The sequence below is a fragment of the Pseudarthrobacter polychromogenes genome (assembly GCF_014644495.1).
In the GTDB taxonomy this organism is placed as follows: domain Bacteria; phylum Actinomycetota; class Actinomycetes; order Actinomycetales; family Micrococcaceae; genus Arthrobacter; species Arthrobacter polychromogenes.
Genome location: NZ_BMKU01000004.1, coordinates 340,504 through 365,897 on the forward strand (window position 1 = coordinate 340,504; position 25,394 = coordinate 365,897).

At 67.4% G+C, this 25,394-nt stretch carries 24 protein-coding genes and 3 tRNA genes; 15 read left to right on the forward strand and 12 right to left on the reverse strand.

Annotation, left to right across the window (positions count from 1 at the left end):
• Nucleotides 1-64: 64 nt before the first annotated feature.
• Nucleotides 65-301, forward strand: coding sequence for a hypothetical protein (locus tag IEX43_RS09130; RefSeq protein WP_104188045.1), 237 nt, complete (start codon nt 65-67; stop codon nt 299-301).
• A 96-nt stretch (nt 302-397) separates the two neighbouring features.
• Here the strand turns inward: IEX43_RS09130 and IEX43_RS09135 are convergent, their stop codons facing one another.
• Nucleotides 398-658 (reverse strand): hypothetical protein, encoded by a 261-nt coding sequence (locus IEX43_RS09135; RefSeq protein ID WP_188810340.1) that lies wholly within the window; start codon nt 656-658, stop codon nt 398-400.
• A gap of 212 nt (nt 659-870) precedes the next feature.
• Here IEX43_RS09135 and IEX43_RS09140 point away from each other — a divergent pair, with 212 nt between their 5' ends.
• Nucleotides 871-1,734 (forward strand): fumarylacetoacetate hydrolase family protein, encoded by an 864-nt coding sequence (locus tag IEX43_RS09140; RefSeq protein ID WP_188810342.1) that lies wholly within the window; start codon nt 871-873, stop codon nt 1,732-1,734.
• On the opposite strand, the gene IEX43_RS09145 is transcribed toward IEX43_RS09140, so the two are convergent.
• From IEX43_RS09145 to IEX43_RS09160, 4 genes are read right to left on the reverse strand one after another with little or no spacing between them, the layout of a single operon-like run.
• Nucleotides 1,731-2,123 (reverse strand): universal stress protein, encoded by a 393-nt coding sequence (locus IEX43_RS09145; protein ID WP_188810344.1) that lies wholly within the window; start codon nt 2,121-2,123, stop codon nt 1,731-1,733. The genes IEX43_RS09140 and IEX43_RS09145 overlap by 4 nt on opposite strands.
• On the reverse strand, nt 2,120-3,802 hold the full coding sequence (locus tag IEX43_RS09150; protein ID WP_188810346.1) for a tripartite tricarboxylate transporter permease: 1,683 nt from the start codon (nt 3,800-3,802) through the stop codon (nt 2,120-2,122). Before IEX43_RS09150 ends, IEX43_RS09145 begins: the two co-directional genes overlap by 4 nt.
• Nucleotides 3,802-4,314, reverse strand: coding sequence for a tripartite tricarboxylate transporter TctB family protein (locus IEX43_RS09155; RefSeq protein ID WP_188732010.1), 513 nt, complete (start codon nt 4,312-4,314; stop codon nt 3,802-3,804). The genes IEX43_RS09150 and IEX43_RS09155 overlap by 1 nt, the downstream gene beginning before the upstream one ends.
• Entirely contained in the window at nt 4,311-5,321 is a 1,011-nt protein-coding gene (locus IEX43_RS09160; RefSeq protein WP_188732009.1) for a Bug family tripartite tricarboxylate transporter substrate binding protein, read from the reverse strand. Before IEX43_RS09160 ends, IEX43_RS09155 begins: the two co-directional genes overlap by 4 nt.
• A gap of 207 nt (nt 5,322-5,528) precedes the next feature.
• On the opposite strand from IEX43_RS09160, the gene IEX43_RS09165 reads away from it, so the two are divergent.
• The 3 genes from IEX43_RS09165 (at nt 5,529) to IEX43_RS09175 (ending at nt 8,176) form a co-directional block, all read left to right on the forward strand.
• The gene (locus IEX43_RS09165) at nt 5,529-5,792 is read left to right on the forward strand and encodes a hypothetical protein (protein WP_188810348.1); all 264 of its coding nucleotides are present in this window, start codon (nt 5,529-5,531) and stop codon (nt 5,790-5,792) included.
• A gap of 141 nt (nt 5,793-5,933) precedes the next feature.
• Nucleotides 5,934-7,511 carry a sensor histidine kinase gene (locus tag IEX43_RS09170; RefSeq protein ID WP_188810437.1) on the forward strand — a complete coding sequence of 526 codons (1,578 nt, stop codon included), beginning with the start codon at nt 5,934-5,936 and terminating at the stop codon, nt 7,509-7,511.
• Nucleotides 7,508-8,176 (forward strand): response regulator, encoded by a 669-nt coding sequence (locus IEX43_RS09175; RefSeq protein WP_188732005.1) that lies wholly within the window; start codon nt 7,508-7,510, stop codon nt 8,174-8,176. Before IEX43_RS09170 ends, IEX43_RS09175 begins: the two co-directional genes overlap by 4 nt.
• A gap of 51 nt (nt 8,177-8,227) precedes the next feature.
• On the opposite strand, the gene hutG is transcribed toward IEX43_RS09175, so the two are convergent.
• Nucleotides 8,228-9,232: a formimidoylglutamase gene (hutG, locus tag IEX43_RS09180; protein ID WP_188810350.1), complete on the reverse strand. Its 1,005-nt coding sequence runs from the start codon at nt 9,230-9,232 to the stop codon at nt 8,228-8,230.
• 180 nt (nt 9,233-9,412) lie between these two features.
• On the opposite strand from hutG, the gene IEX43_RS09185 reads away from it, so the two are divergent.
• Complete coding sequence (locus IEX43_RS09185) at nt 9,413-10,717, forward strand: cation:proton antiporter (RefSeq protein ID WP_188810352.1); 1,305 nt, start codon at nt 9,413-9,415, stop codon at nt 10,715-10,717.
• 51 nt (nt 10,718-10,768) lie between these two features.
• Here the strand turns inward: IEX43_RS09185 and IEX43_RS09190 are convergent, their stop codons facing one another.
• On the reverse strand, nt 10,769-12,208 hold the full coding sequence (locus IEX43_RS09190; protein ID WP_188810354.1) for an NCS2 family permease: 1,440 nt from the start codon (nt 12,206-12,208) through the stop codon (nt 10,769-10,771).
• Between the two features lie 112 nt (nt 12,209-12,320).
• On the opposite strand from IEX43_RS09190, the gene IEX43_RS09195 reads away from it, so the two are divergent.
• Nucleotides 12,321-12,968: a copper resistance CopC family protein gene (locus tag IEX43_RS09195; protein WP_188810356.1), complete on the forward strand. Its 648-nt coding sequence runs from the start codon at nt 12,321-12,323 to the stop codon at nt 12,966-12,968.
• Between the two features lie 43 nt (nt 12,969-13,011).
• Here the strand turns inward: IEX43_RS09195 and IEX43_RS09200 are convergent, their stop codons facing one another.
• Nucleotides 13,012-13,653 (reverse strand): FAD-dependent monooxygenase, encoded by a 642-nt coding sequence (locus IEX43_RS09200; protein ID WP_188810439.1) that lies wholly within the window; start codon nt 13,651-13,653, stop codon nt 13,012-13,014.
• 423 nt (nt 13,654-14,076) lie between these two features.
• Here IEX43_RS09200 and IEX43_RS09205 point away from each other — a divergent pair, with 423 nt between their 5' ends.
• The 5 genes from IEX43_RS09205 (at nt 14,077) to IEX43_RS09225 (ending at nt 21,147) form a co-directional block, all read left to right on the forward strand.
• On the forward strand, nt 14,077-15,108 hold the full coding sequence (locus tag IEX43_RS09205; RefSeq protein WP_188810358.1) for a universal stress protein: 1,032 nt from the start codon (nt 14,077-14,079) through the stop codon (nt 15,106-15,108).
• Between the two features lie 27 nt (nt 15,109-15,135).
• Nucleotides 15,136-17,913 (forward strand): PEP/pyruvate-binding domain-containing protein, encoded by a 2,778-nt coding sequence (locus IEX43_RS09210; RefSeq protein WP_188810360.1) that lies wholly within the window; start codon nt 15,136-15,138, stop codon nt 17,911-17,913.
• Between the two features lie 120 nt (nt 17,914-18,033).
• Nucleotides 18,034-19,272: a LolA-like protein gene (locus IEX43_RS09215; protein WP_229666378.1), complete on the forward strand. Its 1,239-nt coding sequence runs from the start codon at nt 18,034-18,036 to the stop codon at nt 19,270-19,272.
• On the forward strand, nt 19,269-20,279 hold the full coding sequence (locus IEX43_RS09220; RefSeq protein WP_188810362.1) for an ABC transporter ATP-binding protein: 1,011 nt from the start codon (nt 19,269-19,271) through the stop codon (nt 20,277-20,279). Before IEX43_RS09215 ends, IEX43_RS09220 begins: the two co-directional genes overlap by 4 nt.
• 28 nt (nt 20,280-20,307) lie before the next feature.
• Complete coding sequence (locus IEX43_RS09225) at nt 20,308-21,147, forward strand: ABC transporter permease (RefSeq protein WP_229666387.1); 840 nt, start codon at nt 20,308-20,310, stop codon at nt 21,145-21,147.
• 33 nt (nt 21,148-21,180) lie between these two features.
• Here IEX43_RS09225 and IEX43_RS09230 read toward each other — a convergent pair whose 3' ends face one another.
• The 4 genes from IEX43_RS09230 to IEX43_RS09245 all read right to left on the reverse strand — a co-directional run bounded on the left by IEX43_RS09230 (nt 21,181) and on the right by IEX43_RS09245 (nt 24,663).
• Nucleotides 21,181-22,101, reverse strand: coding sequence for a cation diffusion facilitator family transporter (locus IEX43_RS09230; protein WP_188810364.1), 921 nt, complete (start codon nt 22,099-22,101; stop codon nt 21,181-21,183).
• A 10-nt stretch (nt 22,102-22,111) separates the two neighbouring features.
• Nucleotides 22,112-22,540 carry a metallopeptidase family protein gene (locus IEX43_RS09235; protein ID WP_188810366.1) on the reverse strand — a complete coding sequence of 143 codons (429 nt, stop codon included), beginning with the start codon at nt 22,538-22,540 and terminating at the stop codon, nt 22,112-22,114.
• A 9-nt stretch (nt 22,541-22,549) separates the two neighbouring features.
• On the reverse strand, nt 22,550-23,533 hold the full coding sequence (locus tag IEX43_RS09240) for a DMT family transporter (protein WP_188810368.1): 984 nt from the start codon (nt 23,531-23,533) through the stop codon (nt 22,550-22,552).
• 86 nt (nt 23,534-23,619) lie between these two features.
• Nucleotides 23,620-24,663 (reverse strand): PHP domain-containing protein, encoded by a 1,044-nt coding sequence (locus IEX43_RS09245; protein WP_188810371.1) that lies wholly within the window; start codon nt 24,661-24,663, stop codon nt 23,620-23,622.
• A 165-nt stretch (nt 24,664-24,828) separates the two neighbouring features.
• On the opposite strand from IEX43_RS09245, the gene IEX43_RS09250 reads away from it, so the two are divergent.
• The 3 genes from IEX43_RS09250 (at nt 24,829) to IEX43_RS09260 (ending at nt 25,190) form a co-directional block, all read left to right on the forward strand.
• Nucleotides 24,829-24,901 (forward strand) — tRNA-Glu (locus tag IEX43_RS09250).
• 91 nt (nt 24,902-24,992) lie between these two features.
• Nucleotides 24,993-25,066 (forward strand) — tRNA-Asp (locus tag IEX43_RS09255).
• 48 nt (nt 25,067-25,114) lie between these two features.
• Nucleotides 25,115-25,190, forward strand: a tRNA-Phe gene (locus IEX43_RS09260).
• The last annotated feature ends 204 nt before the right edge of the window (nt 25,191-25,394 follow it).

Below are 25,394 nucleotides of genomic sequence, written 5' to 3' on the forward strand. Positions count from 1 at the left end.
GTGTAGTAAAAGTCACATCAAAGAGGCTGTGGCGCGGAACATATACAAAGGGGTAGAAGTTCAAATGAAAGCACGTGGGGCAGTCCTGTCGAGGCGCAATGCCCATTCCGCCGTTATTTCGGACTGGAGGGGACTCCAGGCCGGGGAGCGCGTCGAGATCATCAAGCAGGCGCATGTGGTAGCCACCGGTGAGGTGGAAGAGGTGTCCCAGAGCGGAAATGTTCTGTGGCTTGTGCCGGCTGGTCCGTCCGAAAAGCAGCTCTTTTTGAAGTCCGACGGCGTACAGGTCCGCCGGGCCTGACAACGTCGGCAACCGCCGACAGAAAAGTCCCCGCCATTGCGTATGCAGCGGCGGGGACTTTTGTCTATGCGCGAAAGGGGCGTCCGTCGCAGGCTGTCAGGCGGCGATGGCCTCGTATGTCTCGCCGAAGGGGACCGATTCGTCCAGGGCTACGGTGTAGCGGCCGGGGTGCAGCCTGGTCACCAGGATGCCGCAGGCCGCGTCCTGGGCCGCAACCCCGATGAGTTCGGCAACTGCTTCTTCCAGGCCCGTGTGGACGTCGCTCGCGGTGGAGAACTCCAGGTCGATCGACCGGACGGCCGGCGCGTCGGTGGGGGAGGAAGCGGCGGGGACGCGTTCCATGGTTGCTGTAGTCATGTGTGAACTTTCTGTGTTTCATGCCTGAGGGCCGTTCTATCTTACCTGCTAATCCCGGCAAATGTCAGATGACTGCTGTTTGGAGTGTCGAACGCCCACCCGAAAATGGCAGGGCAAGTGCGCCACCAGTCACAATAGGGCGCGTTGGCGGCGCGTCAGCGCATCAGCAACGATGGGTACAAACGTGCAACGTCAGCTCGAAGGAGATCTGGATGAAAATCATGCGCCTGGGTGAAAAGGGCAAGGAGCAACCGGCCGTTATGGTGCCGTCCGGCCGGTGCTACAGCCTCCTGCCGCTGACGCAGGACGTGGACGGTGCGTTCCTGGCATCCGGAGGAGTGGACAGAATCCGGCACGCGCTGGAAGCCGGGTCCCTGCCGGAACTGGAAGGAGCGGAGACGCTCAGGGTTGGCCCCCCGGTTGCCAGGCCCGGCTCGGTGGTGGGAATCGGGATGAATTACGCCGCGCATGCTGCCGAGTCAGGTTCCGCGCCCCCGGAAATTCCGGTGGTTTTCCTTAAGCCGGGCAACACCGTCTCGGGGCCGTTCGATCCCGCACCCGTTCCACCGAACTCCAGCAGGTACGACTGGGAGGTGGAGCTGGGTATCGTCATCGGCAGGGAAGCCAGTTACCTCGACTCCCTCAGCCAGGCGGAGGACTGCATCGCAGGCTATGTCACCGCCAATGACCTCTCCGAGCGTGAGTACCAGCTCCCCGGGGCGGCCGGCCAGTGGACCAAAGGCAAATCCCTCCCCGGCTCCACGCCCCTCGGCCCATGGCTGGTGCCGGCAGGCGAGATCGACGGCGGGAACCTGCCGCTGCGGAGCTGGGTCAACGGGGAGCCGCGGCAGGATTCCACCACCTCAGAGCTCATCTTCGATGCCGCAACCCTTGTCCACCACTGCAGCCAGTACATGCGCCTGGAGCCCGGGGACGTAATCCTGACGGGAACGCCGGAAGGCGTGGCGCTCAGCGGCCGCTTCCCCTACCTCCAGCCGGGTGACGTGGTGGAGGTAGAGGTCGTGGGGCTGGGGCGCCAACGCCAGGAGCTGTTCCGTGCTGGAGAATCCGGCTAGCCTGCCTTCACGGCGAGGACCGGGCAGTCGGCTTCCAGCAGGATGCGCTGGGAAACGCTGCCCATGATGAGCTTGCCCACCGGTGTCCGCCGGCGCAGGCCGATCACAATCAGTTCAGCGTTGTGCTCCTCCGCGGCATCCAACACCTCCGCGGCGGCATCGTGGCCACGGACCGGCTGCTTGATCACGTGGTCGATGCCCTGGGTGGCCAGGCGGTCCTCAATGCTCTGGATCTCCTGCTCCTGGGCGTAGCGGTTGTCCACCAGCGCGTCCCCCTTGGACGAGTTGATGACCAACAGTCTGGTGTTGCTCTTCCGGGCTTCGTGGATGGCCTGGGTCAGGGCTGCTTCGCCCTCGGGGGTCGGGACGTATCCCACCACGATGGTCATGGCGTCTCCTTCTTGTCTGGGTGTGCGCTGCCGTCTGATTGGACATTGCTGTCCGGCTTTCCGGAGCTCTGTGAGTGGATGCTGCTGCCCGTGTGGGCTGCACCGTCCGGGTGAACGGGCAGGTCTGCGTGCACGGAGCTGCCTGATGGGGCTGCCGGAGCCGCTTCCGTGGCCGGCACCGGTCCGGCCGCAGCCGGGCGGTTGCGCCGGACCAGCTTGAAGATCAGCGGCCACGCCAGGATGAGCGCCAGGATGATGTAGATGCTGACGGCGATGGGCTCGCCCAGGAGGCCGGCGGGGTCGCCCGCACTCAGCTGGAGGCTCTTGCGAAGCTGTCCTTCGATCCGCGGCCCAAGGATGACGCCCAGGATAAGCGGCAGTACCGGGAGTCCGAAGCGGCGCATCATGAATCCCAATGCGCCCAGCACCAGCAGGAGGACCAGGTCGAACGCCTGCAGGTTCACCGAGTAGGCACCCAGTGTGGCGAAGAACAAAATGCCTGCGTAGAGGTACGGCCGAGGAAGCTGGAGGATCTTCGCCCACATCGGTGCCAGGGGCAGGTTGATGAGCAGGAGCAGGAAGTTGCCGATGAAGAGGCTCGCAATCAAGGCCCACACCAGGGGTCCCTCGTTGGCGAACAGCAGGGGCCCCGGTTGGATGCCGAACTGGACGAACGCTGCGAGCATCACGGCAGCCGTGGCGTTGGTGGGCAACCCCAGTGCCAGCAGGGGGGTCATGGTGCCGGCAGCGGCCGCGTTATTGGCGGCTTCCGGGCCGGCAACACCTTCAATGGCACCCTTGCCGAATTCCTCGGGATGCTTGCTAAGCCGCTTCTCCGTGACGTAGGAGAGGAACGTGGGGATCTCGGCTCCACCGGCCGGCAGTGCGCCAAAGGGGAAACCGAACGCCGTTCCGCGGAGCCACGGCTTCCAGGACCGCTTCCAGTCCTGTTTGCCCATCCACGGGCGGCCGACCGGGATGACATGCAAAGGAGTGCGGCGCATGTGCGCGGCAACCCACAAAGCTTCGCCCACGGCAAAGATGGCCACTGCCACCACCACGATGTCCAGGCCATCGGCCAGCAGGGGCTGGCCGAAGGTGAGGCGGCGCTGGCCTGTGACGGAGTCCATGCCCACCAGGCCGATCGCCAGCCCGAGGCCCAGCGAGGCAAAGCCCCTGAGGCGGGATGATCCAAGGACGGCGGTCACTGCCACAAGCGCGAGGACCATGATGGCGAAGTAGCTTGGCGAGCCCAGGCTGACGGCGAATTCCACCACGATTGGTGCGAAGACGGCCAGGAGCGCGGTGCCGATGGTGCCGGCGACGAATGAACCGATGGCCGCCGTCGCAAGGGCCTGTGCCGCCCGCCCCGCTTTGGCCATCTTGTTGCCTTCGATCGCCGTCACCACCGAGGACGATTCACCGGGTGTATTCAGCAGGATCGAGGTAGTGGAGCCGCCGTACATGCCGCCGTAGTAGATGCCGGCGAACATGATGAAGGCGCTGGTGGGTTCCAGGACATAGGTGACCGGGAGCAGCAGGGCAATGGTCATGGCCGGGCCAAGGCCCGGGAGCACGCCGACGGCGGAACCCAGGATCACGCCGATGACGGCGTAGAGGAGATTCATGGGGGTGAGGGCGGTGGCGAAACCGTCCATGAGGGAGGAAAAGACATCCATCAGAGAATCCCTTCCAGGAGACCGGCGGGCAGCGGGATGCCGAGGCCAAGGTAGAAACCGTAAAAAGTGAGCACTGCGAGTCCCACGGAAATGAGGCCGTCACGGACATAATGCCGGCTGCCCAGGGCCCAGGCGCTGCCCCAAAACAGGACGGTCCCGGAGACGACCCACCCGGCCCAATCGATCAGCAGGATGTTGGCCACGAAGGCTCCCACCAGCGGCAGGATGGTCTTCCAGTCGGCGGGATGCGAGAGATCCACGTCCTCACCGCCTTCGGCTTCGCCCTGTCCGCCACGAAGCACATTGATGGCGAGCAGGACGGCGCATACCAGGAGCAGGCCGGAGACGATGTACGGCAGCGTCTTGGGTCCCACCGGGTCTGACTGCGAATACGGGGTTACCAGGGCGATGGCATCCACCAGGACGAGGACGCCCGCCGCTCCGAGCAGGAGGGCGACCCCCAGCTCGGAGCGGCCTTTGAGCCTGGAAGTCAAAGTTGGTGAGGAGCTCACGCCAGGCCAAGCTTCGTGAGCACGTCCGCCACCCGGGTGTCCTGCTCGGTCAGGAAGGTTTCGAACTCGTCGCCGGTGATGAAGGCGTCAGTCCAGCTGTTCTTGACCAGGGCTTCCTTCCAGGCGTCAGTGCCGTGCATCTTCTCAAGGGTGGCGATCAGCTTGGCTTTGTCCTCGTCGCTGATTCCGGGAGGAGCCACGATGCCGCGCCAGTTGGTGAACACCAGGTCGATGTTGGATTCCTTCAGCGTGGGTGCGTCCACACCTTCCAGGCGCTCTTCACCGCTGGTTGCCAGGACACGGACGTCGCCCGATTCGATCTGCTGCAAGTACTCTCCGGCGCCGGATGCGGCAAAGCCCACCTTGTTGCCGAGGATGGCCGGGAGGAGGTCTCCACCGCCGTCGTACGACACAAAGTTCACCTTGGTGGCGTCAATTCCTACGGCTCCTGCAAGCTGCATCGGGAGCAGGTGGTCCGGGCCGCCGGGCGAAGAGCCGCCGCCTACAGCGATGGAACCCGGGTCTGCCTTCCACGCGGTGACCAGGTCATCGATGGTCTTGTAGGGCGAGTCTTTGTTGACCATGATTGCGCCGGGCTCTTCGATGAGCCGGGCCAGTGGGGTGGTGTCCGTCAGTTTGGACTCGGACTTGTTGGTGTAGCTGGCTCCCACGACGCCCAAGCCCATGAGCATGGTGAGGTCGCCATTGCCCTTTTCGTTGACAATGCGCGCCAGGCCAACAGTGCCGCCGGCGCCCGCAAGGTTGAAGACCTCGGTGTTGGTGGCAACCTTCTCGTCATCGAGAACCTTTGCCGCAACGCGGGCTGTGGTGTCGTATCCGCCGCCCGGGGTGTTGGGGACCATGATCTGGAGGCCGGTCACCGGGCCGGCTGCGGCGCCGGAGCTTTCCGGGCCGGTGGAGCTGCTGCCGGTGGCCCCGCAACCGGTGGCCATCAGGGCGATGCCGGCGGCGACGGCGGCGACTCGCAATGCGCGGATCTGGCGCATGGTGTTCCTCTTCTCAGTAATGCAATTCTCTACAGGATGATCAGCGGACCTGATCTGTGCTTCGATGCTAGGCCCGGCAGTGACGGCGATCACTCTTGTGTACGCAGAGAAAGTTAAGTTCATTGCGTTCACGTTTCCGGCACCCCACCACGCCCCGGTTCGCGTCGCCCTTTAGGCTGGAAGCTGCTTACAGGATGGGGGACGGATATGGCGGAGCGAAGCGGGCGTTACGGAACCAAACCGGCGGCATGGATCGGCATGGCGGTGGTCCTGCTGGCGCTGGTGCCGGCAGTCGTAAGGGTTGTCGATGGACGGGCGGGCTGGTTGGAGGCGCTGTACATCCTGGCCGGGGCCGGGCTCATCGCGTTCCACGCAACCCGGCTGGTGCTGCTGCACCGCGCCGGCCGGAATCCGTCCGCCGGCACCGCACGGAGGACCAGCGGGGAAGGGAACGACGGCGGTCCCCGCTGACTGGCCGCTTGGCTGCGGTATAGTTCCGGTACGCCGGGAGGGGGCGGGCGGTGCGCCCTTGGGTGCCTGCGCTCCGCGTGCCTGCGCCCAGGCACCTGAACCACCACTAAAGGAATCCACGCAGTGACGCGACGAAGAGGAATGTCCCTCGCCGGGCAGTACCTTGTGCTCCAGTTGCTGATCGTCCTGGCAGTACTCGTGGCCGTGGTGGCCATTTCCCTTGCCCAGTCCGCTGCCGCCTTCGAACGTACCGAGGGCAGGAGGGCGCTCTCCGCCGCTGAGGCGCTCGGTAACAACCCGGCAGTACGTGCCTTGCTGCCGGAGGCAGAGCCGCGCGTTGGTTCAGCGCTTCCCGCGGTGGCCGAGTCCGTCCGGACCGTTTCGGGATCGTCGCACGTTGCACTCGCAAAAGTGGACCGGACGGTGGTTGCCGCTTCCGATCCGGGCCTGCTCGGCAAGACCCTGGAACTCGGCCCCAGCAGGGTGATGGAAGGCCGGGCCTGGACCGGGGTGCTGGACGAAGGCGGAACCACCGTCCTCTCCGCCCATGTCCCGGTGCTCGACGATTCGGGAAAGATGATCGGCATCGCAGCCATCAGCCGCAACTACCCGTCCACCCTTGAACGGCTGGGCGACGCCGTCCCCAACCTCCTGACCTACCTGGGCGTGGCCAGTGTCCTGGGCGTGGCCGGGTCCCTGCTGTTGTCCCGCAGGGTCAAACGCCAGACCCTGGGAATGGAGCCAAGCGAGATCACCGGGCTGGTGGAAAACCGTGAGGCTATGCTGCACGGCCTGAAGGAAGGCGTGGTGGGGCTGGACCCCCACGAGCGAGTCACGGTAGCGAACGACAGTGCCCGGGAACTGCTGGGGCTGCCGCCGGACTGCGTGGGCAGGAAACTCGCGTCCCTTCCTGTGGACCCGGCCCTCAAGGTGGTCCTGACCCGCGACCAGCCGGACCCGGACCAGCTGGTGCTGGTGGGGGAACGGCTGGTGGTGCTGAACCGTGTTCCCATCCGCTCCCGCGGCCGCAACATTGGCTCGGTGACAACCCTGAGGGACCGGACAGAGCTGTCCTCCCTGGAGCGTGAGCTGGGGGCCACCCGGACCGCCACGGACACGCTGCGCGCGCAGGCCCACGAGTTCGCCAACCAGCTGCACGTCATTTCCGGCCTGATCCAGATCGGCGAGTACGATTCCGTGGTCCAGTTCGTCAACGGCGCCACGGTGGACCGGACCAGGCTCAATGATGAAGTGACCAGCCGTATCCAGGATCCCGCGCTCGCCGCACTGCTGATTGCCAAGTCCAGCCTTGCCACCGAGCGCGGCGTGGCACTGCAGCTTGACCCCGTATCCGCCCTGCGCCAGGTCAGCGACGATTTGTCCCGGGACCTCACCACCGTTGTGGGGAACCTGGTGGATAACGCGTTCGACGCCGTCACGGGGCTTGCCGGGGCTGCCGTCCGGGTGCTTGTGGAGGACGGCACGGACCATGTCACCGTTACGGTCCGGGACACCGGCCCGGGCGTCCCGGACGAGGCCGTGGAGGACATCTTCCGCCAGGGGTTCTCCACCAAGGAGGCCGGCCCGGCGGACGGCCGCGGCTTCGGTCTGGCGCTTTCCCGGGTGGTCTGCCGGCGTTCCGGCGGGGACCTCACCGTGGCCAATGACAACGGAGCAGTCTTCACCGCACGATTCAAGAGAGGTGCAACGCAGCCATGATCAAGGTGCTGATCGTCGACGACGACTTCATGGTGGCCAAGGTCCACGCCGGGTTCATCCAGCGGACGCCCGGCTTCGCTGTGGTGGGCGTGGCCCACACCGGAGCGCAGGCCGTGATTGAGACGGAACGGCTGCGGCCTGACCTGGTGCTGCTGGACATCCACCTTCCGGACATCAACGGGCTGGACCTCATGCAGCGGCTGCGGGACGTCGCCCCGGAGCTGGACGTGCTGGTGATCAGTGCCGCCCGGGAAGTGGAGACCGTGCGCAAGGCCCTCCGCGGCGGGATTGTGCACTACCTGATCAAGCCGTTTTCGCAGTCGGACCTGCAGGAACGCCTGGAGCACTACCGGAGTGCATACCAGGGGCTGGATTCAGCCAAGGACGTGGCCGAGCAGTCGGACGTCAACCGGGTGTTCGGCCTGGACCGGACCGAGCGTCCGCTTCCCAAAGGCTGCAGCATCGAGACCCTGAAGCTCGTGGAGGCCACCCTGAATGCCGCCGACGGCGATCTTTCCGCGGCCGAGGTAGCCGAGCAGCTGGGAACGTCCCGGGTCAGCGCGCGGCGGTACCTTGAGTACCTGCACGACGAAGGAACCCTGGACGTGAGGCTCAAGTACGGGGTGGGGCGTCCGGAGCGGCGCTACGTCCTCAAGGGCCAGTAGCGCGTTCACGGGCAGGCAGCGCAGTCCGAAGCCCGCCGGGAGCCTGCCGGATCAGCGCAGCAGCGTGTCCAGCAGCCGCGCGGCAACGCGCGCAGTCCGGCTGTCCACGTCAAGCGCCGGGTTCAGTTCGGCGATGTCCAGGTGCAGCAGCTTCCCGCTCCAGGCCACCTGCCGGCACACGGCGGCGATGACCGGGAGGGGCACGCCGTACGCGGCCGGGGCACTCACCCCCGGCGCCACCGCGGCCGGTAGCACGTCAAGGTCGATGGTCAGGTAGAGCACGTCGATCCCGTCAAGGAATTTTGCCACGAAGGTGCGGACGCGTTCCGCCTCGCAGTCCTCGTCCAGCAGGTAGTGAACGCCCAGCGTCCGCGCAGTGTCGAAGAGTGCGCGCGTGTTGTTGGGCTCGGAAATTCCGACGACGGCGTAGCGGAAGTCGCGCCCTGCGGCCGCTTCCGCGCGGGCCATCTGCAGGAACGGCGTCCCGGACGTTGCCAGCGGCTCGTCCCGCAGGTCGAAATGGGCGTCAAGGTTCAGGACGCCCAGCCTTTTCCCGCTCCGGACCGCCGCAGAGGCGGCAACCCCCAGGTAGCTCGCGAATGCGGTTTCGTGGCCGCCGCCCAGCACTGCGGTCACTTGACCGGCGTCGAGCAGTTCCTTGACTGCACGGCCGGCGCGTTCCTGGCCGGCCTCAAGGTCACCGCCTGACACCACGACGTCCCCGGCGTCGTACACGGTCCGGTCCAGATGGAACGCCAGGGGCCCCAGGACCTTGCGGATGGCCGCCGGTGCGGCCGCCGCGCCGGTGCGGCCCTTGTTCCGGCGCACGCCCTCGTCGCTGGCGAAGCCCAGGAGGGTGGCGGGCCTGGCATCATCCCCACCCGCATTACCCGCGGTGCCCTGAGCGCCCGGAGTGCCTTCAGCGCGGGTGCCTGCTGTTCCGCCCTCGTACGCAGTAACTGCCTGCCACCAGCGGCGGTGGGCGGCGTCATCGCCGTCGAGCCTCCCTTCCCAGGGCTGGGGCGGGAGGTCAACGTCAGGTATCAGGGGGGCCATGCTCCAAGCTCACCGCATGGCGACGCCGAAAACCAGCAGCGCCGCCGTCGCCATGTCTGGAATCCAAGACCGTCGGCGCCTGCGGGCAGCAGGGGCTATTGTGGAGCAATCCCTTCCCCCGGGGACCCCATCACCTTTTGCGCCGGACGGCGCACCATAGCAAGGCCGGAGAACAGCCCCGTGTTTGAAGCCCCCAGCATCCTCTTTGCTGCCGCAGGCGCGGCCGTGTTTACCGCAGCAGTCCTCCCTAAACTCCTGCGCAACATGCCGTTCTCCATGCCCATGGTCTTCCTGGGAGCAGGCATGGGGGCTTTCGCCCTGATTCCCACGCTTCCGGACCCGGACCCCATGGTGCACAGCGACTTCGTTGTGCACCTGACGGAGATCTGCGTCATCATCTCGCTGATGGGCGCCGGGCTTGCCCTGGACCGCCCCGTGGGCCGCAAGCGCTGGGCCACCACCTGGCGGCTCCTGGGAATCGCCATGCCGTTGTGCATCATCGCCCTGACCCTGTTGGGCCTGTGGTTCCTGGGCCTCGGCCTCGGCGCTGCCCTGCTGGTGGCCTCCGCCCTGGCGCCCACGGACCCGGTCCTGGCCTCCGAAGTGCAGGTGGGTGAGCCCGCGGACGAGGAGGAGGGCGCGGACAAAGAAGATGAGGTCCGCTTCGGCCTCACCTCCGAGGCCGGCCTCAACGACGGGCTGGCGTTTCCCTTCGTCTACCTCGCCATCGCCATCAGCATCGTGGGCTCATCCCCGCTGGCCTGGTTCCCCGAATGGTTTGCGGTGGACGTCCTGTGGCGGCTGGCCATCGGAGTGCTGCTGGGGTTCCTCACCGGCAAGCTCCTGGCACGGCTGTTTTTCTCTGCCGGCGCTGAAAGCCTCCGGCTGTCCAACCACTCGGAAGGCTTCGTGGCGCTGGCCGCAACCTTCCTCGCCTACGGCGCCACCGAGATGATCGAGGGCTACGGCTTCATTGCCGTGTTTGTCTGCGCGGTGACCATCCGTTCCGCCGAGCACACGCACGGCTACCACCGGGTGCTGCACTCCTACGTGGAGCAGCTGGAGCGGCTCCTGACCGTGGTGATCCTGGTCCTGCTGGGCGGCGCGATTGCCCGCGGGCTGCTTGCGGAGATCGGCTGGGTCGAGGTGCTGGTGGCGCTGGCCTTCCTGCTGCTGGTCCGGCCACTGGCAGGCTGGCTCGGTCTGCTCGGCGGCAAAACCGGACCGCGCGAGCGGATCGCCCTCTCGTTCTTCGGGATCCGGGGGATCGGCTCGCTTTATTACCTCTCCTATGCGCTGGGCAAGGGCGAGTTCGCCGGCCAGGCGGAGTGGCTGTGGTCTTTCGTGGGGCTGGTGGTGGCATTGTCCATCGTGATCCATGGCGCCACCACCTCGCCGCTCATGAACCGGCTGGACAAGCTCCGGGAAAAGAAGGCCCGGGCGTTGACCGGTGACGAAGGCCTGGCGCCCAACACTCCCGTGTAGGGCACCAGGCCGTGGTTCCGTGCCCGCCGGGCCTTGCTTCCGGGCCGGGGGCTACATGCCCAGTGCCGCCTCGATGGGACCCACCGCGAAGAAGAGCAGGAACGCGCCGGCCACGGCCCACATGAGCGGGTGGATCTCCTTGACCCTGCCCTGGACAGTGCGGATCAGGACAAAGGCGATGAAGCCGGCGCCCAGTCCGTTGGCGATGGAGTACGTGAACGGCATCAGGGTGAAGGTCAGGAACGCGGGGATGGCAATGCCCCAGTCCTGCCAGTCGATCCTGCCCACCTGGGACACCATCATGAAGCCCACCACCACCAGGGCGGGGGCAACCGCTTCGAAGGGCACCAGGTTGATGAGCGGGGTGAAGAACATGGCCACCAGGAACAGCAGCCCGGTGACGATCGAGGCCACGCCTGTGCGCGCACCTTCGCCGATTCCGGCGCCGGCTTCCACGTAGATCTGGTTGGAGGAAACCGAAGCCCCGCCGCCCACGATCGCGCCGAGGGCGTCCACCTGGAGCACGCGGTCGACGTCCGGGATGTTGCCGTGTTCGTCAACTGTCCCGGCCTCGTTGGCCAGGCCCACCATGGTCCCCATGGCATCGAAGAAGATGCTGAGGAGGATGACGAAGGCGAGCAGGGTAGCGGCAACGAAGCCCAGGTGCTCGAAGGCGCCGAACGGGTTTGCCTTGCCGATCAGGGACAGGTCCGGGGCGGCCCAGCCGGTGAAAGTGGGCGCCACCAGGGACCAGCCCTGCGGGTTGGAGGTCTCGCCGTCGAAGCTCGGTCCGATGTGCAGGGTCATCTCCAGGAGCACCGAGATGAGGGTGGAGGTGATGATGCCGATCAGGATGGCGCCCTTGACCTTGCGCACCACCAGCGCGATGGTCAGGATCAGGCCAAAGATGAACACCGCGGTGGGCCAGCCGAGGAGCTTGCCGTCGTAGCCAAGGCCAACGGGCACGGTGGTGCCGGCGACGTCTGGGATGCGGCGGACGAAGCCCGCGTTGACCAGCCCGATCAGCGCGATGAACAGGCCGATGCCCACCACGATGGCCGTCTTGAGTCCGTCCGGGACGGCCTTGAAGACGGCGGTACGGAACCCGGTGAGGACAAGGATCAGCATGGTGACGCCGGAGAGCACCACCAGGCCCATCATGTCCGGCCAGGTCAGCCCCGGATTGGTGGCCACGGTGACGGCCACGAACGCATTGACGCCCAGGCCCGTGGCAAGCGCGAAGGGGTGCTTTGCCCAGGCGCCCATAAGGATGGTCAGGATGCCCGCCACGAAAGCCGTGACGGCGGCTACGGCGGTGAACCCCAGCGTGGTGCCGCTGGAGTCAGGGCCCGAGAGGATCAGCGGGTTCAGCACCACGATGTAGCTCATGGCAAAGAACGTGGCGAAGCCGCCTCGGATCTCGCGGGAAAGGTTGGAACCGCGCTCGGTGATCTTGAAGTACCGGTCCAGGGCAGAGCCTTGCTTAAGCATTAGTCCTCCGGGGAGTCTGTGGGGATACCTGCATCCTATGGTGGCGGCGGCAGGACGGCAGGCATTTTCGCCTAGTCTGTAAGGAAGCCAACACACAAGGAGCCGCCGCCGCATGCGTCCCATCCGCCAGATCCTGACCCTGGGGCTCGTGCTCCTCGTTTTCGCCGCCGGTGTGCTGGGCCTCGCCGGGCCCGCAGCGGCCCATGATGCCGCCGAATCCAGCACCCCGGCGGCCGGCGCGTCGTTGCCGGCGCCGCCCGAACAGGTCTCGGTGGCTTTCAACAACAAGCCGCTGGGCATTGGCGCCGCGTTCTCCGTCAAGGATTCCTCCGGTAGCGAGTGGGCGGAGGGGCCGGTGGACATCGTGGACAACGTGGCATCCCAGAAGCTGAGGGCCGGAGGCCCGGCGGGGGAGTACACCGTGGCCTGGCGGGTCGTCAGCTCGGATTCGCATCCCATCGAGGGGACGTTCGCCTTTACGGCCGCCTCTGCCGGGCAGGGCGCCGCACCGGCAACAAGTCCATCGGCGGGAGGAAGTCCGACGGCGGCGGGTACAGTCCCGGCCGCCGGCGCCGGGGCAAGTGCTGCCCCCGCCATGGGGACGGCCGAGCCGGGGACTACGGGCGAGCCTGAGCAGGTGGGCTCAGGGGAGCCGTTCCAGTGGAGCATCGTCATCTTTGCCCTCGTCGCGGTGGGGCTGCTGGCCACACTTGCCATCCTGGCCCGGCGCCGGCTCACAGCAGGGACGGACGACGAATGATGGCGGGTGGGGGGCCCGTCGCGGGCAGGGGCGCCGGGCGGCTTTAGCGGGTCAGGGCCTGGCAGGTCAGGGCCGCAAAGCTCCCGGTGGCCGGGTAGGCCACAGTGTCCGGGTGCACCCTGGCGGAGATCGCGTGGCCCACCGTCTTGGCCTGCCGCAGGACTTCCTTGGGGGAGGGCGTGATGAGCTCCCCAACGCCCACCAGGTAGATGCCGATGGCCCGCATGGCTGCGGTGAGGTTCCGGCCAACCGCCATGCCAAAGTCATTGATCATGCGCCGGAGCTGGCTGTGGGCGCAACGGGTCAGGACAATGTGGTCCGCCACCAGGATTCCCGTGGGCGTATGCACCTCCCACTGCGGGGCTGAAGCAAGCGGCGACCCGCCGTTCACCATGGTCAGCTGGACGGCGCGGGTGGTGTTGCGCACGTCGACGTCGTGGCTGGCAGCGTAGTTCCGCAGGTGCCGCAGGATCTCGTTGCGTTCGCGAAGGTTCACGGAGTCCGCCGCGTCGCACCGTTGAAGGGAAGCTGTGTTGGCCGGCTGTGCGGCGCCAAGGAGGTCCAGTCCGTCAACCACTATCGAGTCCACGCCGCGGCGGCACAGCTCTGCAGCCACGGCGAGGCCGGACAGGCCGGTGCCAATGATCACAGTGGTGGTCTGTTCGGTCCCGGCATTCCCAGGCATGCTTGACACTACTGTTTCCCTCCTTCGAAAGTTTCGGCAGGTGCGGGCGTCCTCGCCCGCTCGCGTCCCGTTACCCCCAAAGCCCGGCCGCAGTGCGTTGCCGGGCAGCTCTGACCGAGTAAGGCAGTAGGCGTCCCGGACCAACAATGTCCTGAAGACTACAGAAGATTCGCGGCCAGGGATAGCCCAATCCCGAAACAATTTCGTCCGGGTGAAGGCGCTTTCCCGGAGATCGCCCGCCACCTGTGGATAACCGCCGTTTCCCGGTCCGAAGAGGCTTGCTATGGCAGGGCCCGCGGAGAATAGTGGGAAGCGGAAGCGGGCCTTTCTTCCCAGCTCAGGCGGGGGTTCGGGTGCACGGGGATCGGCTGGCTTCTGGCAGAATAGCCGCAACATCAGGCAGTATCGCGAGGAGGCGGCCCCATGGGCGCACAAGAGTTGCATCGGGACCCGCAGGACGGCGGCACTCCTGCCGCCCCCGAGGGGATCGTCGTCGGCGTGGACGGTTCGGACCACGGCCAGTGCGCACTGGTGTGGGCGGCACGCGAGGCCCAGCGCCGGCGTCGTCCGCTGCACATCGTCACCGCCTACTCCGTCCCGATCTTCGCGGCTTCCGGCCTGGACGGCGGATACGCCACCGTGGACGACTCCGTTATTCGTGAAGGCGCGGAGGCGATCGTCAAGCAGGCCCTGGAGAAGGTGGCCACCTACGACGTCGATGCCACCGCGTCAGTGGAGAACGGCGATGCCTCCGGCGTCCTGCTGGAGATGTCCGAAACCGCTGAGCTCCTGGTGTTCGGTACCCGCGGCCGCGGAGGCTTTGTGGGCAGGCTCCTCGGTTCGGTGAGCAGTGCACTCCCGGCCCATGCGAAATGCCCCACGGTGACGGTGCCGCTGGTCTGTTCCGACCGGCTTGGCGAGACAACCGAGGACCGGCACATCAAGGCGGAGCAGGCCAAGGCCGGCCACCAGCGCGTGGAGAACCTGGTGGTGGTGGGCGTGGACGGGTCGGAGCAGGCACGGGTGGCTGTGCTGGAGGCGGCAGCCCAGGCTGAGCGGCTCGGCGCCACCCTGCGCGTGGTCTGCGCGGTGCCGCAGTACAGCGGTTCCCTGGCGTGGGTTCCGGCCCCCATGGACCGCAAGGCGCTGTTCGACGACATCCAGGTGACCCTGGACGCCGGAATGGCGTGGCTGCGGAGCCACTTCCCGAATCTGCCCACTGAATCCGAGCTGAGGGACGGCTCTCCGGTGGACGTCCTGGTGGACGCCAGCCGCCACGTGGAACTTGTGGTGGTGGGTACCCGCGGCCGTGGCGGGTTCACCGGGATGCTCCTTGGCTCAACCTCGGACGGGGTGCTCCACCACGCCAAGGGCCCCGTCATGGTGGTTCCGGACCGTGAGGACCCCCGCCTGGCGGACCGCGCCCGGTTTGGGCCGGTGCTCGGGACAGCCTGACCGGACCCGCCGCAGGGGAGTGCCACGATGGCAGATGACCGCCCGGAAAGCCCAGGAAACGGCAGGCGGGAGTCCCGCCACCCGGACGGGAACGCCGCCCCCGCCCTGGTCATGCGCCTCAGCCAGGTCGATGGCAGCATGCTTCCGCTCGTGGGAGGCAAGGCCGCCAACCTCGGTGGGCTGATGGCAGCGGGACTGCCCGTGCCTGACGGGTTCTGCCTGACCACGGTGGCCTACCGGGAGGCTGTACGGACTGTCCAGGACGGTGTGCTTGCGGAGCTCGCCCGTCTCCAGGCCGCACTGCATCCTTCCGATCCAGGCAGGTCCGCCCAGCTCGCCACGGTGGCCGGGAACGTACGGGAGGCCATCCGCGCCCTCCCGGTTCCACCGCGGACCGCAGCTGCCGTGGAGCAGGCGTATGCGGCAATGGGCGGAATGACCCCCGTGGCCGTGAGGTCCTCGGCCACCGCCGAAGACCTTCCGTCCGCGAGCTTCGCGGGCCAGCAGGACACGTACCTGAACGTGGCGGGCATCAAGGCCGTCCTGGACGCCGTCCGCAACTGCTGGGCCTCCCTCTGGACAGACCGCGCAGTGGCCTACCGGGCAGCGCTGGGGATTGCGCCGGACCAGGTGGCCCTCGCCGTCGTGGTCCAGCGGATGGTGGACGCCGAGGCGGCAGGGGTGATGTTCACGGCGAATCCCCTGACCGGCAGGCGCCGCGAGGCGGTCATAGATGCCGCCCCCGGACTCGGCGAGGCTGTGGTTTCCGGCGCCGTCAATCCGGATCACTTCGTGGTGGACACGGACAAAGCCCGGGTCGTTGAGCGAAAGCTTGGTGACAAGCGCGTTGTGGTCCGGCCCCTTGCTGGTGGTGGAACGGAGTCCCGGGAGGTCCCCGGACGGGCGGACTCCTCCAGCCTCACGGATGAACAGGCCGTTGGGCTCGCGGCCCTGGGCCTGCAGGCTGAGCGGCACTTCGGCTCGCCGCAGGATACCGAATGGGCCATCGACGCCGGCGGTGCCCTCTGGCTGACGCAGTCCAGGCCCATCACCACGCTTTACCCCATACCGCAGAGCCGGTCAGCAGGCGTCGGCCCCAGGCTGTACATGTGCTTCAGCCTGGCCCAGGGCCTCACCCGCCCGCTCACACCCATGGGGCTGGCGTCACTGCGGCTCATTGCTTCCTCGGTGGCGTTGGCCGCCGGGTTTCCCGTTCCCGATCCACGGCAGGGCCCGCCGCCCTACGCGGAGGCAGCCCAGCGCATCTACGTCGACCTCACCACGCCGGTCCGGAGCAGCGTGGGCCGCCGCATCCTTCCCCGGGTCTTCGACATCATGGAGGCAAGGTCCGCCATGGTGGTCAGGCAGGTTTTCGACGACCCGGAGTTTTCGGTGACCCGCAGGACACCGTTCGGATTCCTGCGCCACGTCCTGCCGGCAGCGGCGCGGGCCCGCGTGCCGGAGACAGCGCTCCGGGGACTGTTCCGGCCCAGGGCGGCGCTCCGCCGCCTGGACTCCTTCACCCGGCGCTACGCCGAAGTCCTGGAGCTTGGGGCAGGAGCAGGTCCCCTTGAACGGCTTGACCACGCGGAGCGGCTCCTGGGAGGCAGGCTCTTTGCGATCGTGCCCGCAGTTTTGCCCCTGCCGGCGGTGGGATTCGCCATGCTGTGGCTGGCGGGAAGGCTGCTCGGAGGACAGGACCGCCGGCAGGACCTGGAAAAAGTGCTCCGCGGGCTGCCGCACAACGTGACAACCGAGATGGACCTCGAGCTGTGGCGGCTCGCCTCGGCAGCAAAGGACGATAGGGACTCACGGACGGCCCTGGAGTCGCAGGAACCATCCGCGCTCGCAGCGGAATTCAAAGCCGGCACCCTGCCCCCTGTCCTGCACGCAGGCCTGGTGCGGTTCCTCGAACGCTACGGGCAGCGGGCCGTGGCCGAAATCGATGTGGGCATGCCCCGGTGGTCCGACGATCCCACCCACATCCTGGGCGTCCTGGCCAACTACCTGCGCCTCACGGATCCCGCCATGGCACCGGACGTCCAGTTCAGCCGGGCCCAGGCCGAGGCCGAGGCAGCCGTGCAGCAGCTGGTTGCCGGGGCGCGCCGCCGGGGCCGGGCCCGCGCACTGCTGGTGGGCGCTGCCCTCCGGCGGGCCAGGCTGTTCGCCGGGCTGCGGGAAATGCCCAAATACCAGCTTGTCCTGGGGCTGGCGGAAGTGCGGAAGCAGGTGGCCCTGGTGGGAGCCGGGCTTGCGGCCGATGGCAGGCTGGACAGTCCGGAGGACATCTTCTTCCTCGATTTCGGGGAGGCCCGGCAGGCGCTCCAGGGCCCGGAGGCACAAGGGCCCCGGAATCTGCGTGAACTCGTGGTGGACCGGCGGGCCGCTTACGCCAGCGAGCTGGGCAGGCGCCACATCCCCAGGGCCCTGCTCTCGGACGGCACCGAACCCGAGGTACTGTACGCCGCCGCACGTGGTGCGGCGGGCAGCGCCACATTGTCCGGCAGCCCGGCCTCAGCGGGATCCGTCACCGCCCGGGCCCGCGTCATCCTGGACCCCGTAGGTGCCCACCTCGAACCCGGCGAGATCCTGGTGGCTCCGTCCACCGATCCGGGGTGGACGCCGTTGTTCCTGACCGCCGGGGGCCTGGTGATGGAGATGGGCGGGCCCAACTCGCATGGCGCCGTAGTTGCCCGGGAGTACGGCATTCCGGCCGTGGTGGGGGTGCCGGAGGCCACCGTCCGGCTTGCCACGGGACAAAGAATAACGGTCGACGGCGGCGCTGGAACGATCGTGCCCGAATAGGCCCGCGGGTTCCCCGCCCTGCCCCGGCACTGCCCCCCCACTGCCCCGCAGGCAGGTGTGGGGAGCCGTGCCGAGGCGTACCCTTGAGCTATGGACTCCCATCAAGGAGACGGCCGGACAATGAACCACCGGAATATGGGCGACCCCCTCACCACCAGGGCCGCAAAACAGCGCCGGAACCGCGCGTGGTTGCGGTGGGTTCCCGCCGTGGCTGCACCTGCGGTGATCGCTGCCGGAGTGCTGGTGGGATCCATCCCGGCACGCGCCGGCGACGCCCTGGCGGACAAGACCCCGGCCGACGTACTTGCCCTGCTCGCCGGCCACAACGCGCACACCTTCTCGGGCACGATTGAACAGGCCTCCGAGCTCGGGTTGCCGGAACTGCCTGCAACGGGCCCAAGTTCGGGTGCCGCGTCGGATGACCCCGCCGCCTCCGCGATCGAGATGCTCACCGGTGAGCATACGGCGAGGGTCTTCATGGACGGCAAGGCCAAAGTCCGTATCCAGGTGGTGGACCGGTTCGCCGAGCGGAACATCATCCGGCGGGACAACGATGTGTGGTTCTACTCGTCCAAGGACAACTCAACAGCGCACCTGACGCTGCCGGCCCATGCCCGCGACCTCCCGCTGGAAGACCCGGCATTGCCTGGCACCAGCCCGGAAAGCGCCACTCCTGAAGGCAGCATGGTCCCGCCGACGCCCCAGGATCTCGCGGCGAAGTTCCTCGCTAAAGCAGACAGCACAACGGCTGTGTCTGTTGGCCCGGACGTCCAGGTTGCCGGGCGCGCCGCCTATAACCTGGTCCTCGAGCCGCGCACCGGCGGCACGCTGGTGGGGATGATCGCCATCGCCGTGGATGGAGAAACCGGCATGCCGCTTTCCGTGGAGGTTACGGCACGCGGGGCAGGAGAGCCTGCCTTCAGGACGGGCTTCACCAGCCTTTCGCTGGACGCACCGGATGCCGCCCTGTTCAACTTCGTGCCACCGCCGGGCAGCACGGTTGAAGAGCTGCAGTTCCAGCATCCTGCGCACCCGTCCACCGGCCCAGGGGTGCCCGGTTACCCGGGAGCGCACACCGATCCGGAGCAGCTTGCGGCCGGCATCAAGGACAAGGCCGGCTCCTACCTGGCCGGGACCGGCTGGGAAACGGTTGTGGAACTGCCGGCGGAAAGCGGAGCCGGTGCAAAGCTCGGCACCGCGCTGGCGCAGAATCCGCTGCTCAGCCAGGCAGCCGTCGTCGTTCCTGGCGGGCGGCTGCTCTCCAGCGCACTCTTCAACGTCCTGCTGACCGACGACGGCCGCGTCTTTGCGGGCATGGTCCCGGCTGACAGGCTGCAAGCCACGTCCTCCGCCCCGTGACGGGACCCGCAGGGGTTCCGGGACGGCGGACGTACGGCCTGACCATCGAGACGCTGGGCCTGACCAAGCGCTTCGGGGAGCAGGTGGCCGTGGACAGCCTGGATCTCGCGGTGCCGTCAGGCGCGGTGTTTGGCTTCCTGGGCCCCAACGGCTCGGGAAAGACCACCACCATCCGGATGCTGCTGGGCCTCGCCGCGGCGTCCGAAGGGACCGTCAGGCTGTTGGGAAAGGAGATGCCCGGCAGCTTCCAGGATGTCCTGCCACGGGTGGGGGCGCTGGTGGAGGGGCCCGCCTTTTATCCGTTCCTTTCGGGGACCGCGAACCTCCACCGGCTGGACGCCGCCGGCCGGCACGCGGATCCGGCCACCCGCCGGGAACGGGTGGGCCTGGCCCTGGAACGGGTAGGGCTTGGCCACGCCGCCGGCAAGCGGGTCCACGCGTACTCGCTCGGCATGAAGCAACGGCTGGGCATCGCCAACGCCCTCCTGTCCCCCCGCGAACTGCTGGTGCTGGATGAACCCACGAACGGACTGGACCCGCAGGGCACCCGGGAAGTTCGGAACCTGGTCCGGTCCCTGGCAGCAGACGGGACCACCGTTTTCGTCTCCAGCCACCTGCTCGCCGAAGTTGAACAGATCTGCACGCACGCGGCCGTCATGAGCGCCGGCCGCCTCGTGGCGCAGGGCCCGCTGGCCGAACTGCGCCGGTCCGGGAGCTCGCGCCTGCGCCTGGTGACCCCGGACGCGGGTCCGGCGTCGTCGGTCCTGGCAACGCTGGGGCTGTCCCCGGAAACAGGGGCGGGCCAGCCGGATGGGGACGTGGTGCTGGCTGCCCTGGCAACGCCGGGATTCCCGCCGGAGGCCGGGGCGGGGCGTCCCGCCCCGGAGGACATTGTTGCGGAGCTCGTCAAGGCAGGGGTCCGCGTGCGCGGTTTCGCGGTGGAACGGGAGAGCCTCGAGGACCGGTTTGTTGAACTGACGGGGGAGGGGTTCGACGTTGCCCAGTAGTGCGAAGGAGAAGTCGAAGGCGGAGGGCATGTCGGCCGTGGCGGGACCGCGGGGAGCCGGCATGTCCCTCCTGCTGTCCGAAATCGCGGTCCTGTTCCGGCGGCGCCGAACCTGGGCCCTGCTGCTCGCGCTGGCCGCCATTCCGGTGCTGATTGCCGTGGCCGTGAGGGTCTCTTCGGCGGTTCCTCCCGGGCGCGGCCCGGCCTTCCTGGACCGGATCACGCAGAACGGCCTGTTCGTCGCGTTCACGGCAATGCTGGTGTCCGTCCCCCTGTTCCTGCCGCTGACAGTGGGTGTGGTGGCGGGGGACACCATCGCGGGCGAGGCCAACCTGGGAACGCTGCGGTACCTGCTGGTTGCGCCGGCGGGCCGGGTCCGGCTGCTGCTGGTGAAATATGCCGGAGCCCTGGCGTTCTGCCTCGCTGCACCCCTCACAGTTGCCCTCGCCGGAGCCGCCATCGGTGCCGCCCTTTTCCCCGTGGGCCCCGTGACCTTGCTGTCCGGGGATGTCATCGAGCCGCCGGAGGCCGTGCTCCGGCTCCTCCTGATCTCGGCGTACCTGGCCGTTTCCCTGGCCGGGCTGTCCGCCATAGGCCTGTTCCTGTCCACGCTGACCGTGGTTCCGGTGGGCGCCATGGCAGCCACAGTGGTGCTCTCGGTGGTATCCCAGGTCCTCGACCAGCTGCCGCAGCTCGAGTGGCTGCACCCGTGGCTGTTCAGCCATTACTGGCTGGGCTTCGGGGACCTGCTCCGCCAGCCCGTGCTGTGGGACTCGTTCGCCAGCAATGCGCTGCTGCAGGCCGGATACGTGGCCGTGTTCGGCGCACTCGCCTACGGCCGGTTCGTCACCAAGGACGTCTTGAGCTAAGCCGGGGCCAGGAATCCCGGCCGGCACGCGTCCTCAGGCGTGCTGGTGCGCCTCGTGTTCTGAATGGCTGGCGGGCTCCAGCTGGAACGTGCAATGGTCGGTATCGAAGTGCGAGCCCAGGCAGGTGATCAGCTTGTCCAGCAACTGGTCGGCGCCGCGGGCGTTGAGCACCCCGTCCTCCACCACCACGTGCGCCGAGAAGACCGGGACGCCGGAGGTGATGGTCCAGATGTGGATGTCGTGCACGTCAGTAACGCCCTCCACGGACAGGATATGCTCGCGGATCATCTGCACTTCCACGCCCTTGGGACTGGCCTCCAGCAGCACATCCACCACGTCGCGGAGCAGGCTCCAGGCCCGGGGCAGGATCATCAGGGCGATCACGACGGACGCGATGGTGTCCGCCGCCTGGAACCCGGTCGCCATGATCACCACGGCCGCGGCGATCACGGCGAAGGAACCCAGAAGGTCGCCCAGGACCTCCAGGTAGGCGCCCCGCACGTTGAGGCTCTCCCGGTGCGCTCCGCGCAGGATCACCAGGGACGCCACGTTTGCGGCGGCGCCCAGGACGGCGGCGAACAGCATGATGTCCGTCTGCACGTCCGGCGCCGCACCGATCCGGCGGATCGCCTCGCTGAAGATGACCACGGAGATCACGATCAGGATCAGGGCATTTGCCAGCGCAGCCAGTACCTCCGCCCGCTGGTACCCGTAAGTCCTTTGGTCGCTGGCAGGCCGCCCTGCAATCCACGCAGCCAGCAGGGCGATTGTTACGCCCGCTGCGTCTGAGAGCATGTGGCCGGCATCGGCAAGCAGGGACAGCGAGCCCGAGACGACTGCGCCGGCAACCTGGACCAGGACCACGGACAGCGTGATGGCAAGTACGGCAATAAGCCGTTTCCGGTGCCGCCCTGTTGCTGTGATGCCGTGGGTGTGGCTGTGGTCGTGTCCCATGCCTATAAGGCTAGCCCCAGCCGAGCTCGTGCAGCCGGTCGTCATCAATTCCGAAGTGGTGGGCGATCTCATGCACGACGGTAACGGCCACTTCGTGGATGACGTCCTCCCGGGACGCGCAGATGTCCAGGATGGGCTCCCTGAAGATCGTGATCCTGTCCGGCAGGGACCCGGCGTCCCACCAGGAGTCCCGCTCGGTCAGGGGGACGCCCTCATAGAGTCCCAGCAGGACGGTGTCCGGGTCCTCCCCGGGCTTCGGGGCATAGTCGTCCTCAATGAACACCGCAACGTTGTCCATGGCGCGGGCCAGCTTGTCCGGGATGCTGTCCAAGGCGTCCTGGACAGCGGCCTCGAAGTCGTCCTCGGACATGGTGAAGCGGAGCGGTTCGCTGGGGCCCCCAGGGGCGGTGGGCAGGCCCGGCGGCAGGCTGGCTGGCATACTCCGACTCTAGCGGGAACCGGCCGCCCCGGCTCCCCGCGGATTCCGGCTCCTCCGCCGGGTCAGCGCCACGCCCACCAGGCAGACCAGGCCGCCCACCAGGCCCAGCAAGGCAGGAACCTCGCCCAGCAGGACCCAGGAAATCAGGATGGTGGTCCCGGGAACCAGGTAGGTGGTGGCGGCCAGCTTTCCGGCGTCCACCAGCGAGAGCGCGTACGCCCAGGTGGTGAAGGCAATGGCAGTGGGGAAGATCCCCAGATAGACGAGCCCCCATGTTGCCTGCGGCGGTGCCGCCTGCACTTCGCTGACCAGCTGGCCTGCAAAGGGCAGGCAGCAGAGCGCACCCACCAGGATCCCGAACCAGGTGGCCTGCGCGGCCGGAAATTTCCGCAGCACAGGCTTCTGGATGATGACGCTGACGGCGGCGAGCACGGCGGCAAGGAGGCACAGGAGCACGCCTGCCACGTCCGTCGTCGCCCCTTCCCCGGGCGCGGAAGGCTGGGCTGATCCGAAGGCGATCAGCGCCACACCGGCGAACGCAACCAGGCTTCCGATGATGAGCCACCGCGGGAAGCCCTCCTTGAGGAAGATGCCGGCCATGATGGCCACCAGGATGGGGTTCACGTTGATCAGCAGGGCGCTGGTGCCCGCATCAAGCACGTGCTCGGCGGCGTTCAGCGCCACGTTGTACCCGCCGAACCACATCACCCCGTAGGCCAGGATCGGCCACCATTCCCGGCCCCTCGGCAGGAGCCGGGTCCTCAGCAGCTGCGGCAGGACCAGCAGGGAGAGCACGACGGCGGCAATCGCCAGCCTGCCGAGCGTCAGGGAGCCTGGGGAGAAGTGGGGGCCGATCGCCCGGATCCCCACGAAGGCGGACGCCCAGAGGACCACGGTGACCACCATCGCTGCCACGCCGAGGGCCCTGACCGGGGGTGCGGCGGTGCGGGGAGGTGCGGGGGCAGTCCGGTTGGCGGGGCTGGTTGAAGGCATGCAGCAAATCTATCCGGGCGCAGGGGCAGCTGACTGGCGGAAATCGGCCACGTCTGCGCAACTTCCTGCCAAAGTCGGCCTGGGGGCTATTGCAGCGCCGCCCATTCCAGCAGGCGTTCCAGGGGCCAGGTGGTGATGATCCGGTCGGCGGGAACGCCGTTCTTCTCCGCGCGCTCGGCGCCGTACTGCAGGAAGTCGAGCTGGCCGGGTGCATGGGCGTCGCTGTCGATCGAGAACAGGCAGCCGGCGTCGAGGGCGAGCTGGATCAGCGCATCGGGCGGGTCCTGGCGTTCCGGCCGGGAATTGATCTCCACCGCCACGTTGTGTTCGGCGCAGGCGGCGAACACCTCCTTGGCATCGAAGTCCGACGGCGGCCTCGTGCCGCGGGAGCCCTCCACCAGGCGCCCGGTGCAGTGGCCCAGGACGTTGGTGTGCGGGTCTTGGATGCCGCCGAGCATGCGGCGGGTCATGGTCCTGCTGTCCGCGCGCAGCTTTGAATGGACGCTGGCAACCACAATGTCCAGGCGGTCAAGCAGTTCCGGGTCCTGGTCCAGTTCCCCCGATTCCAGGATGTCCACCTCGATGCCTGCCAGCAGCCGGACCGGCCTGCCCGGCTGGCCGCCGTCACCTGGAACGGGGCCGGCATTGATCGACTCCACCACGTCCAGCTGCCGGAGCAGGCGTTCGGCGGAAAGCCCGTTCGCAATGGTGAGGTTGGGGGAGTGGTCTGTCAGTGCGAGGTATTCCCTTCCCAGTACCCCGGCGGCAGCCACCATCAGCTCAATGGGGGAGCCGCCGTCGGACCAGTCACTGTGGCTGTGCAGGTCTCCCCGCAGCATCTCCCGGAGCTCGGCCCCTCCGGACGCCAGCGGCTTGGCCCCCTTCTCCCGGAGATCCGCCAGGTACTCGGGAACCTGGCCTTCCACCGACTGGCGGATCACCTGGTAGGTCCGGTCACCGATGCCCTTCATGGATTTCAGCCGGCCGTTTTCGGCACGGGCGGCCACTTCCTCCGGCGGCAGCGGGCTGATGGCCGCCGCTGCCTTGCGGAATGCCTGGACCTTGAAAGTGGCAGCGCGTCCGCGCTCCAGCCAGAAGGCGATCTCATTGAGTGCTGCTACGGCATCCATCCGTCCATCTTCACCCGTCCCGCCCGCTCCGTGGCGGTGTTTTTGGCCGATTTTGGATAATTCCTGCCTAGGCCCTATAGTTTTAGAGTCCAGTTCGGAGAAACGCAAAGGACAAAGACGGAAAGCCCCGCTTGACGCCTTTTATTTTGTTCCGAACGGGTTCTGGCCCCCATCGTCTAGCGGCCTAGGACACCGCCCTTTCACGGCGGCGGCACGGGTTCGAATCCCGTTGGGGGTACGCAAGGAACTGGTCAAACAGGCAGAAAATGTCTGGTAGGCTGGAAGCCTTGAAAAAAGCGGTAGAGATACTGCGGAAGCAAGAAACGCAAGGCCCTGTAGCGCAGTTGGTTAGCGCGCCGCCCTGTCACGGCGGAGGTCGCGGGTTCAAGTCCCGTCAGGGTCGCTCTGATTGTTGGAAGAGATTCCGGCCGTCATGGTGACTAGTCACCTAGGCTCTGTAGCTCAGTTGGTAGAGCGTTCGACTGAAAATCGAAAGGTCACCGGATCGACGCCGGTCGGAGCCACCACTGGGAAGCATCAGTTCTTCGGAACTGGTGCTTTTCTTATTTCCTGGGCCTACAGTTAATGGGCCCGCATGGAGCACGTCTCGATCCGGCATCAATACCCCCGGGGCCGGCCAATTTCCCGCCCCGCCGCTTTTCGGGTTCCGTAAAATTGCTGGCTGCACAGCCGTGGACACGCGGCAGCGGCATAAGAGAACACACACGAAC